Here is a 12,022-nt window from a genome sequence, read left to right as displayed (position 1 = left end):
TTTTTGTAGCTTATCAGCGAATTCACACGGTATATCAGCGAATGATAAATTATATCAGCGAATTTTCTACTTTTATCAGCGAATCATAAAATGATATAGATAGGGGTGCAGCGAATTGTTTACGACATATAATGAAGCCCTAGACTGGATCCATGGAAGACTACGACTGGGGATTAAGCCTGGTCTGAAACGAATGGAATGGATGATGGACAAGCTCGGCTCTCCGGAAGACAATATCAAGGCTGTCCATATCGGCGGGACTAATGGCAAAGGTTCAACCGTCACTTTTTTGCGTGCGATTCTCCAGACGGGTGGCTATACAGTTGGTACATTTACCTCACCATATATTGAACAATTTAACGAACGAATTAGTGTCAATGGCAAACCGATTACCGATGAGGAACTTGTACAGCTGGCAAACGTCATTCGTCCACTGGCAGATGAACTAGAGATGACAGAGCTTGGCGGACCGACCGAATTCGAGGTCATAACTGCGATGGCGTTCTATTATTTTGCCAAGATAAAAAAGGTAGATATGGTTATTTTTGAAGTTGGGCTGGGAGGGCGATTTGATTCCACCAATATCATTCAACCACTAGCATCAATTATTACCAACATCGGCCTTGACCACACGAATATCCTCGGAAACACGTATGAGGAAATTGCCTTTGAAAAAGCCGGAATTATTAAAGATGGCACACCTGTTTTTACAGCGGTCAAACAATCAGGTGCGCTAAGGGTGATTGAAGAGCAGGCTGAAAAAAAATCAGCACCAATCATTAGAATCAATCAGGAGTTTTCGATTAGTGACCACGAATCATTAACAAGAGGAGAACAATTCACATTGTCAGCCCCGCTGCAAACTCTCAAGGATCTCGAGATTAGCATGATGGGCCAGCATCAAACGGAAAATGCGGCACTAGCCATCCTGACTGTTCAATATTTAAATGGGAAGGGCCTTTTCACCGTCATGGAGCAAGGAATCCGAAGCGGATTAATGCAGGCGTATTGGCCTGGAAGATTTGAAGTTCTTTCAGAAAGACCGCTCGTCATCATTGACGGTGCCCATAATGAAGAAGGCATAACTACGCTCGTCCATGAACTTTCTACCCGCTTCAATGACCGGAATATCCATATTGTATTTGCGGCATTAACAGATAAAAAGCTGGATGAAATGATTGGCAAGCTTGATCATGTTGCTAATCAAATTTCTTTTGTCAGCTTTGATTTTCCACGTGCTGCGAAAGCGGAACAATTGCTCAACCTTAGTCAATCGTCCAACAAACTGGCAGTCGATCATTGGCAATCCTATCTTTTAGAAGAAATGAAAACGCTGGGAGACAAGGATTTGTTAGTAGTGACGGGTTCACTCTATTTTATTTCGGAAGCGAAACCATATTTATGTAAATATCTGAAAAATGTAACGATTTCCTTATGACAAGTTCTATTTTAAATGGTAAAATAATGTTATCTTGAATTAAAAACATTGGTCGGGGAAGGTGGATAAGATGGATGTAAAACCAGGAATGAAAATCGCCATATTTCTGGTATGGCTGCTGATGGTTCCATCAGGATTGTGGTACACCTATAACACTTATCCCCCTAATATCTCTGGGCAGTGGATAGATTTATTGGCTTTTCTCCTATTAACATCAATCGTGGCATCCATGCCGATTGTGATTAATAATATGTTTATTTTTTTAATCCAGTGGGTAGCTCTTGCTACCTTTTTGCGCTTTGGATTATTTGTCGAAATTATATTTGCCCAAATTGCTGTCGTCGTTTTGCTGCTCAAGTTAAGGATTCTCCGAAAGGCTGAATTATTCCGGCTGCCGCTAAATTTAAATATGTTTTTTTTAGTTTCCTTTATTAGCGGGATCCTCTATTACGCCCTTGGCGGTCAGACAGGCCCGAGCCTAGCAAACGACACCCGCTCACTATGGCTTGCCGTTTTGTATGTCATCGTTTATTATTTGTTAAACCAAATCATTATTTCCTGCAATCTTTATTTTATTTATAGAGTGAAAGAATCCTATTTTGGCAAAGATCTTTTCGTAGAGACAATTACAACGTTAATCACAATGCCAATTGGTTTAGTATTGTATATTCTATATAATCAGGTAGGATTGTTGGCTCTCCTATTTGTGGGGATTCCATTCGTCAGTCTGTCAATTGTCTTCAATCTCTATTATTCTAGTGAAAAAATTAACGAGTATTTACAAAAGGCAGCGGAAATTGGTCATCAACTGGCGGAACAGCTGCATGTTAATGCCGTTCTAGACTTGTTTATTCAAAAGCTCAGTGAGATGCTTCCGGTTGACTATGCTTATATACTTGAGGCTAAGGGCGATGATCTTACATTAATTCGCCGGATCGAGTCAGGAACAGTTATGCCAAACGAAATTCTATCGTTGAAAAGAAATGAGGGGATTAGCGGGAAGGTTTGGTCGGAACAAATGGCCTTCTTATTTTCCTCGAGGAAAGAGTGGCAACAATTTGACACCAATACCATTCCAAAAGATGTGGAAAGTATTTTAGGGGTGCCAATTGTAAGAAGTAATAAATTAATCGGGGTATTACTGCTTGCCTCTAAGAAAAAACGCGCATATGAAAAATCGCAACTAATGATTATTGATATACTTTGCTCCCATTTTGCTGTTGCAATTGAAAACGCAAACAATTTTGAACAAACCAAAAGGCAGAGTGAACGCTGTGCCTTAACTGGCCTTTATAATTATCGCTATTTTGAAAATTTGTTAACCGAAGAATTTGAGAAACTGACTCGTTTCCATCGGCAAATGCTCTCATTAGTCATCCTGGATATTGACCACTTTAAACAAATTAATGACAGGTATGGCCATCAGAGCGGAAACGAAATCCTCCGTGAACTCGCCGACAGGCTGCGTAAGCTTGTCGGAGACCGTGGGACAGTAGCACGCTATGGCGGTGAAGAATTTGTCGTACTCTTACCAGACCTGTCTAAAGAAGAGGCCTACCAAATGGCCGAGCAAATCAGACAAATGATTTCCAATTGGCCATTTACCTTGCAACAAACCATGGATCTGGACAAACCGCAGCAAAAGGTCATGATCACTGCATCGATCGGAATTGCCACTGCACCGGAAGATGCGGAGGATTCGTTGGCATTGATCAGGCACGCAGACCGAGCTCTTTATGTAGGGGCGAAACGCGCTGGGAGAAATCGGGTTGCGGAGTATTCGTCGTGTTAAAAATGTAAAACGAAAACAACGGATTTTTGAAAAAATATTTCGTCGAAAAGAGGGACCACCCTCTTTTTTTTGATTTAAAACTAGGAAATTTCAAACATATTTTTCTGCATGATATTCACTGTTGAAAAGTAAAGTCTATATGTTAAACTGAAATTAATGCAAATAAATGTAAAGTATTACTAAGATTGTGTAATTTCATTGAGAATTTTAGGATAATCGGTCGAATACTCAAAGGATGATGTATGAATGAAGAAATTGGTTAATCATTTCTTCTCTGAAAAAGGGATGACATTAATAGAAATACTAGTTTCAATTGTAATTTTATCTATTATTATCATGTCCTTCTTAACAATGTTTGTTCAATCCTCACGCACGAATAATACCTCAAAAAATATTATGGATGCGACGTATGTTGCTGAAACAAGTATGGAGGAAATTAGTAATTTTGTAGTTTCCACAAATTCCCTAACATTTTGGAGTAACTTAAAAATATCTGGTTATGATAAAGTTGCCGGAACCGGAACAACATTCAAAAAAAACAGCAACACAAAAGGACATTACGTTACGGTGGATTTTACTGATAAAGACACTTCTAAATCGATGGTTAAAGTAATAGTAAAAGTATTCAACAATGATACTAGCTCTAAAAAGCTGGAAGCTCAAATGGAAGTGTTATTATCCTGGAAACAATAGTAGGTGGGTATGGTGCTCAAAAGCAATAAAGGTGTTACATTAATTGAATTATTAGCTGTCCTAGCAATCTTATCAATTGTGATTTTACTTGCTGGTTCAGTTCAATTATTCGGACAAAAGCAAACGAAGCAGCAAACGGATGAAATTCAGAACCAATCAGAAGTGAGACTTGCTCTTAATATGATTACTAAAGATATTAGGAGTGCGAAAAGTGGTCCTAGTAATGTTAATGTGACGATACCAAACACTGAATTACAGATTAACACAATGAATGATACTACAATAGTATACAAATTTGACGGTAATAAAACCCTTTTAAAAGACAGTCAACCATTTATATCTAATATTAAAGAGTTTGTAATCAATAAGGATATAGAAAAGGTATCAATAACATTAACTTCAAATGATATACGCCCAATATCACTTTCATCAACAATTTTTTTTAGGAAATAGGTGGGAATATGAAGGAAAAAAGGGAATGCCTTTTAAATTCAATTAAGAATGAGAATGGAATGGCATTAGTTACTGTTTTATTAGTACTTGTGGTAGTCACAATCCTAGGGCTTGGTTTAATTGGACTTTCGGCATCTAATATGAAAATGAGTGCTGGTGAAAGGAATAATCAATCAGCATATTATATTGCTGAATCTGGTATGACGAATGCGATGAGTATTATCAACAAAGAAATTCCAGATATCTATAAAAATTCTTATTTTAACTCGGAGTTTATTCGGAATTTTGAGAATGAATTTATTGTGAAGGGAATACCTGACTATAATGATTTTGAAAATTCATTTGGGAAAATGCCTGTAGCAAAAATAAAAATTGAATCGGCCCCTAATAGCACGTTAAATCCATTTACCACAGAATATAAAATTACGTCTACAGGTACAATTGATAACCGTTCTAGGTCTGTCGAAAAAACAATTCGTATAACCTGGAATCCTAAAAGTAATATAAAAATTGCTTCAAATACAGTTTTGTTCATTGGTGAGAATTTGAATTGGGCAAATACTCCGGCTACTATTACTGGAACAGTAGGTTTAGGGCTGGAAGCAGATAAAAAGTTTACCGGAAGTAAAATACCACAAATGATAAAGTATGGAGATGTAACCATAACTGAGCCTGAATTCCCTCGGTTTACAATTCCTAGTAACTCGAATTCCCTAGCAGGTAGTAATTTAACAATCAGCAATGACATGATATTAAATTCAATTACTGTTTTTCAATCTGGTACATTGACTATAAATGTTGGTGATATTAATAGAATTCTTGTTGTTGACACTCTTAAGTTATCAAGTTATGGGAAGCTAAAATTAATTGGAGATGGAACTCTTACAATTTATGCTAAAAATCTTTACTTGGATTATGGTACTATTCTTAATACGGGTGGAGATGTAAATAAGTTAAATATCTTCTTAGAGGGGTCTGGTAGTCAATTAAATAATGGAATGATCTTTGGATCTATGTTTGCCAAAAATTCAAGTTTTACCATTAATGATTCTTCAGGAGTACAAGGCAATGTTATAACTGGAGGTAGTGGAATAATCAATTTAAATAATGACAAAAAAACAACCCCGCCGACAAAAATGATTTTTGCTCCATTAGCTACTGTTTATGGGAACGGGAACTTTATTGGTACTATTATAGCCAAAGAGTTCATTTCTAGTGGGAATGACCATTGGTTTAAATTTCAACAATTAACAAATCCGCCGTACTTTATCGACAATGGGACGGTAAATCTACCTTCAGGAAATTTATTGACATCTGACCCAGTACGCGAAAAATAAAATTTGAAAGATTGATCTCATTTATTATCATTAATCCCATTCTTTAGTATTTGATTTAAAAGAACTTTCAAATGCTGAAAAATGGGACTTTTTTAGGTAAAAAGTAACAAAAAATATATTTCAACTTCTTTCATAAGAATTAATATATAATACAATTTGAGTAGGCGAATTTTGTCCAATTTTGAAGAAAAATAAAATAAATAATTTGATAGTAAAATTTAGTATCGCTGTATAAATGAAATACTTTTAAGGGAGTAAATGAATGGTAATGATAATTTGGGCCTTAGGAACTATGTTGGTATTATTATTGATTTTATCTATTATTCCAATTGGTATTACATTCAAGGGTAAATTTATTATTGTTTTAGCCAGTTTTATAATATCACTTGGAGGATTAATTTCAGTTTCAACCTTTTCACTATGGCAAATTACATTAATGCTTTTTGGTCTTGTCTTTTTTTCAGCGTATTTTATGGATAAAAGATTGGGATCTATATTGTATAAAATAAATCCTACGGTTGAAAAAGTAATAACAGAAGAAAGTGAAACTTTTGATGAAGATAAAAAATTTGATGATGTAACGGATGTTAATTTAAAAATAATAAATGAAGATTTAGCATTGCCCGAACCATCATTAATCCATATCAAAAATGAATTAAATAATACAAATTTGGCAATAAGTGATTTATCAACTATTGAAAGTTTAATAGAAATTGAGTCAGAAATAGATCAAGAGGACTTGCTTGAAGAATGCCAAGTTCTATCACCAATCGTTTTAGAGGATAAAGAAGAATATTTAGATGACTCCCTTTTCGATTTCCTGCTTGCCGAAAAGGAAGTTGCTTCTGAAAATGAGGAAGGCTTAAATAAAATGGATGTTAAGGAAAAGGTAAGTTTACAAAAGTAATTGGTTTCAGGGGAGGCAAGGAGTTTGGGTAAAAATCAGCAAATGATCAAATTATTTGTTGTATTGTTCATCTGCACAGCATTTATTTTTAGTTTCTCCCATTATGGGGCCAAGGCATTTGAAAAAATGACAAATATGGATGGGAAGTACTCCGATGGTACCACAATCGGGGCGTTTAATGTTTCAGGAATGAGTGAAGAAGAAGCAAAAAGAATATTAGAGGAAAAGTATCTTGAATGGCTTCAAGAAACAACGATGCGGCTGCAATATGGAGAAAAAGAGGTTCCATTTGAGTTAAACCCATTCCATTTAGATTCACAACAAACAGTTAGTTCAATCAAGGATGGGCAAAACAATCCTGCATTCATTACAGTAGATCAAGTACAGGTTGAAGAGCAGATAGAAATTCTGTTTCCGCAAATAAAAAGTAATGAGCTTGACTTAGATAAACTTATGAAAAATTTAAATGATACAGCATCTCTATTTAAGGCAGGTACTTATACCTTTAATCTTTATAATGATTATTTATTAGCAGAACATAAAAAGGATGTTGTGCTTAATGTGGCGGTTGTTGAAATGAACGATGTGCCAGTTGATTTACAAACTGTCATAGAGAAAAACTCTTCAATTAAAATTCCAGAAGAATCAACGTTTTCCCTGTTGGAGTTTGCGAAGGAACAAAAAATGGGAAGTGCTGATTCTCTTAACCTGCTTGCAACCGGAATTTATCAGGCTATTTTGCCTTCTAATATGTCCATCGTTGAACGAAATATTGGAAGTTCACTTCCTAAATATGTTAAGTTAGGCTTTGAGGCTAAAGTGATTCAGGCGAAGATGGCTGATTTTATCATATCAAATCCAAATAAAGCAAAGTACCTTCTAGAATTAAAATTGGAAAACAACCAGCTAAAGGTTACTCTGAAAGGTAAAAAGTTTGTATACGAATATAAAATTACTACAAAAGATGAAGAGAAGTTAAAGCCTAAGACAATTATTCAATACAGTCCATTGCTTCTTCCAGGTAAAACGAAGATTCAAACAAAAGGAGTAGAGGGGCAAATTATTAAAATTTACCGAGAAACCTATCAAGGAGACCAATTGCTAAAAACTGAATTGATTTCAGAGGATTATTATCCTCCAGTTTTCCAAGTGGAGGTTCACGGACTTGGTGGAAGTCAGCAAGGGACGCCCCAGACTAATGGAACGGATGGAACCAAGCAAGGTACAACAAATAGTAACCAAACAACTACTAATTCTGAATTGAATAGCAGTCAAACAACGTCACCAACTGAAACGTGGCAACAGGATTCAAATGACAGCGACCTATGGGGAAAGCCAAATGAACAACCAAAATAAAAGCAGGGGTTTTAAATGAGGCAAATACGAAGACGACTAGGTGATTTGTTAATTGAAGAAGGATTAATTACACCGGAACAGCTTGAATCAACTTTAAATCAAAAGGAATCGGGACAAAAACTCGGTGATGCACTTATTCAAAGAGGTTATATTACAGAACAGCAATTAGTGGAAGTGCTTGAATCTCAACTGGGGATTCCACACGTCAGCCTGTTTCAATATCCCTTTGATACGAATCTATATTCGCTGATTACCAAAGAATCTGCAAGAAGGAATTTAATTATCCCGTTAAAAAGGGAAGGAAATAAGCTTTTTGTCGCAATGGCCAACCCGATGGATTTTATCGTCATAGACGATCTACGACTATCGACAGGCTTTCAAATTGAGCCGGCGATTGCGACGAAAGACGATATTTTACGGTCCATCAATAAATATTATGATGTCGACGATGGCCTTGATGATTTACTTGATGAACTGCCGCAAAATGACAGAGAAAGAAATGATGATGTAACAGACCAGAATTCACCGATCGTTCGTCTCGTGAATCAAATTTTGATGAATGCTGTGATTCAACGTGCCAGTGATATTCATATTGATCCGCAGGAGACAAAAGTGGTGGTCCGCTACCGGATTGACGGGGTATTGCGGAATGAAAAAGTTCTTCCGCGTCATATGCAAAGTGTGTTAACAGCGCGAATTAAAATCATGTCCAATCTAGATATTACAGAGCACAGGATTCCGCAGGATGGCCGGATCAAGTTTAATCTTGATTTTCATCCTGTCGATCTTCGTGTTTCCACCCTTCCAACCGTTTTCGGCGAGAAGATTGTTATGCGTCTCCTTGACATGGGTTCAACATTAAATGATATAAACAAACTCGGATTTAATGCGCTAAATATGAAAAGATTTAACGAAATGATTGAAAAACCAACAGGGATTGTACTAATTACTGGACCAACAGGATCCGGTAAATCATCGACTCTTTATGCGGCACTAAACAAATTGAACAGTGAAGCGGTCAATATTATTACGATTGAGGATCCGGTCGAATACCAATTGGAAGGAATTAACCAAATTCAAGTGAACACAAATGTGGGGATGACCTTTGCTGCCGGATTACGATCGATTCTCCGTCAAGATCCAAACATCATTATGGTTGGTGAGATTCGTGATAGGGAAACAGCTGAAGTAGCCATACGAGCCTCCTTAACCGGTCACTTGGTATTAAGCACCCTTCATACAAATGATTCGATAGGGACCGTGACAAGGCTGATTGATATGGGAGTCGAACCATTTTTACTTGCCTCCTCCTTAAGTGGTATTGTTGCCCAGCGCCTTGTGCGGAAGGTGTGCCGTGATTGTGCCGAACTTCAGGAACCTTCAAAGCGAGAAGTGGAGATTTTTGCAAGGCGTGGGATGAAAATTGAAAAAATCTCCCGGGGAAAAGGCTGTTCTTCGTGTAATATGACAGGCTATAAAGGTCGAATTGCTCTTCATGAGGTACTAGTTATTCATGAAGATATGAGCCGGGCAATGATGAATGGCGAATCCTTTCAAAAACTGAAGGAAATGGCGACGAAAAATAAAACGATCTTTTTACTTGATGATGGCTTAATCAAAATAAAACAAGGGTTAACAACCACCGAAGAGGTATTAAAAGTAGCAATTCTGGAGTAGGAGAACAATACAATGAAAGAAAAAATTGACACAATCTTACGAGCGGCTATTGAATACAAAGCATCTGATGTGCATTTAACGGTTGGTGTTCCCCCGGTGTTGCGAATTAATGGTGACCTTAGACGGTATGGATCCGATAAATTAATGCCCGACGACACTGAGGGAATGGCGAAAGCAATCATCCCAGATGATTTGTGGGAAAGATTTAAGAGTAAAGGGGAGCTTGATTTTTCCTATGGTGTACCTGGTGTGTCACGTTTTCGTGTCAATGCCTATCATCAAAGGAAAAGTGTTTCGATTGCACTGAGGACGGTTGCATCAAAAACTCCGACAATTGAGGAGTTGGATTTACCCCCGGTCATTTCTAAGCTCGTTCAGAAGCCGCAAGGTCTGATTCTTGTTACCGGGCCAACAGGTAGCGGTAAATCGACTACATTAGCCTCAATGATTGATTACATGAACCGAACAATGCGAAAGCATATCATTACATTAGAGGATCCAATCGAGTATCTTCATAGACATGGGACTTCGATTATTGATCAAAGGGAAGTCGGGTTTGATACAAATAACTATGCCAGCGGCTTAAAGGCGGCATTAAGGCAAGACCCTGATGTCATTCTTGTTGGGGAGATGCGTGACTTAGAAACGATGTCTATTGCGATTACAGCGGCAGAAACAGGCCATCTTGTATTAGGGACACTTCATACATCGAGTGCACCAACAACGATTAACCGGATCATCGATGTATTCCCATCAGGGCAGCAGCCGCAAATTCGGATCCAGTTGGCTTCGGTGTTAGTGGGGGTTATTTCTCAACGGTTATTTCCTATGGCTGATAAAAAGGGCAGGAAAGCAGCAACAGAAATACTGGTGAATAACGCTGCCATCGCCAACTTGATTAGAAATGAAAAAATCCACCAAATTCAAAGCACAATGCAGACGTCCCGGGCCCAGGGAATGCATACGCTGGAGATGAGCATAAGAGATTTAATTGATCGAAATGTGATCCAAAGAGATGCAGCGTCACAATATTTGCAAGAAAAGATGATGATGAATGGCTAGATTTAAATATTCCGGACGCAATCGACAAGGGAAACTGCAGGGCGCCATTAACGCAGGTTCTAAGCGTGAAGCGATGATGAAGCTAAAGGAAGATGGGATTCGTGTCATCGAAATAAACGAGGTTCCTGAGACACTGTTAACAAAGGACATTACCCTTGGAAATCCGGTAAAACTGCAGCACTTTGTAATTTATTTAAGACAGTTTGCAACACTAATTAAAGCCGGGGTTACTGTTGTTGATGCAACATCCATATTAGCTTTTCAAACGGAAAGTAAGGCATTAAAGAAGGCTTTGCTTAAGGTAGAGCAGGCATTACGGGAAGGTAATCCTCTTTCAGAAGCCGTAGCAAAACACAAGAAAATATTCAATCAAATGTTTATTAACCTTGTGAAAGCTGGGGAAGTCAGCGGGAATTTAGATGAAACGCTCGACCGGCTGGCTGATCATTTTGAAAAACAGCACTTTACAAGGCAAAAGATTGTTTCAGCTCTTGCCTATCCGGCAGTAGTTGGCTTTGTTGCCATTGCAGTTGTCATCTTTTTACTTGTTGCAGTGGTTCCTACGTTTGTAACAATGTTTGACGATATGGGCGGGGATTTGCCAGGAATCACAAAGTTTGTACTCGCAGCAAGTGAATTAATGCAGGTTTATTGGTGGTTAATAGCCCTTTTAATTTTAATAATGGTTTGTGTCATTACTTACCTTAAACAAAATAAACAAACAAAATATTATTTGGATTACTTTTTGCTGAAGATGCCGATTTTCGGAAACTTAATGCAAAAAGCAGCACTAGCACGAATGATGAGGACACTAAGTTCATTATTTTCGAGTTCAGTTCCTATACTGCAATCCATGTCAATTGTTGAAAAAGTCGTTGAAAATGAAGTCCTAGCAAAGGTTATTCGTGAGTCACGTGACTCGCTAGAAAAAGGACGTTCGATGACTGAGCCGATGCAACAACATTGGGCCTTTCCACCATTGGTCACCAATATGATAGCAATTGGAGAAGAGACTGGTGCATTAGATGCCATGCTCTCCAAGATTGCAGAATTCTATGAAAAAGAAGTAGAAACAGGGACAGATCGATTGAAATCGTTAATAGAACCAATTATGATTGTTGTATTGGCGGGACTAGTCGGGACTATTGTCACATCTATCATTGTACCTATGTTCAGTATGTTCGATCAATTCCAACAAATGAATTAACAAAATAGACAAAAAGTCAAATATAGTGAGGAAAAGAGATAAAATACTATAAAATTCTATATTCACTCATCTGTCATTTACTGTATAATACAAGAGACAA

10 protein-coding genes are annotated in these 12,022 nt (G+C 37.5%); all 10 read left to right on the top strand.

Annotated features, from left to right (window positions below; all coding sequences use genetic code 11):
* The first annotated feature begins 115 nt into the window (after positions 1-115).
* Positions 116-1,438, top strand: a complete 1,323-nt coding sequence (locus tag FAY30_RS17900; protein WP_149871153.1) for a bifunctional folylpolyglutamate synthase/dihydrofolate synthase — start codon at positions 116-118, stop codon at positions 1,436-1,438.
* Between the two features lie 70 nt (positions 1,439-1,508).
* Positions 1,509-3,230, top strand: coding sequence for a sensor domain-containing diguanylate cyclase (locus FAY30_RS17895; RefSeq protein ID WP_149871152.1), 1,722 nt, complete (start codon positions 1,509-1,511; stop codon positions 3,228-3,230).
* A gap of 246 nt (positions 3,231-3,476) precedes the next feature.
* A complete protein-coding gene (locus FAY30_RS17890; RefSeq protein WP_149871151.1) occupies positions 3,477-3,923 on the top strand; it encodes a prepilin-type N-terminal cleavage/methylation domain-containing protein in 447 nt (148 codons plus the stop codon).
* A 12-nt stretch (positions 3,924-3,935) separates the two neighbouring features.
* Positions 3,936-4,376, top strand: coding sequence for a PilW family protein (locus FAY30_RS17885; RefSeq protein ID WP_190284683.1), 441 nt, complete (start codon positions 3,936-3,938; stop codon positions 4,374-4,376).
* A gap of 8 nt (positions 4,377-4,384) precedes the next feature.
* The gene (locus FAY30_RS17880) at positions 4,385-5,713 is read left to right on the top strand and encodes a pilus assembly PilX N-terminal domain-containing protein (RefSeq protein ID WP_149871149.1); all 1,329 of its coding nucleotides are present in this window, start codon (positions 4,385-4,387) and stop codon (positions 5,711-5,713) included.
* A gap of 262 nt (positions 5,714-5,975) precedes the next feature.
* Positions 5,976-6,620: a hypothetical protein gene (locus FAY30_RS17875; RefSeq protein WP_149871148.1), complete on the top strand. Its 645-nt coding sequence runs from the start codon at positions 5,976-5,978 to the stop codon at positions 6,618-6,620.
* 24 nt (positions 6,621-6,644) lie between these two features.
* Entirely contained in the window at positions 6,645-7,976 is a 1,332-nt protein-coding gene (locus FAY30_RS17870) for a G5 domain-containing protein (RefSeq protein ID WP_149871147.1), read from the top strand.
* 15 nt (positions 7,977-7,991) lie between these two features.
* The gene (locus FAY30_RS17865) at positions 7,992-9,653 is read left to right on the top strand and encodes a GspE/PulE family protein (RefSeq protein WP_149871146.1); all 1,662 of its coding nucleotides are present in this window, start codon (positions 7,992-7,994) and stop codon (positions 9,651-9,653) included.
* Positions 9,654-9,665: 12 nt separating this feature from the next.
* On the top strand, positions 9,666-10,715 hold the full coding sequence (locus FAY30_RS17860; protein WP_149871145.1) for a type IV pilus twitching motility protein PilT: 1,050 nt from the start codon (positions 9,666-9,668) through the stop codon (positions 10,713-10,715).
* On the top strand, positions 10,708-11,922 hold the full coding sequence (locus tag FAY30_RS17855) for a type II secretion system F family protein (protein ID WP_149871144.1): 1,215 nt from the start codon (positions 10,708-10,710) through the stop codon (positions 11,920-11,922). Before FAY30_RS17860 ends, FAY30_RS17855 begins: the two co-directional genes overlap by 8 nt.
* Positions 11,923-12,022: the final 100 nt, after the last annotated feature.

Origin of the sequence: Bacillus sp. S3, from assembly GCF_005154805.1 — a bacterium.
GTDB lineage: Bacteria > Bacillota > Bacilli > Bacillales > Cytobacillaceae > Neobacillus.
Note: the sequence above shows the minus strand (reverse complement) of the source record. Positions and strands in the feature narration are given on the sequence as shown.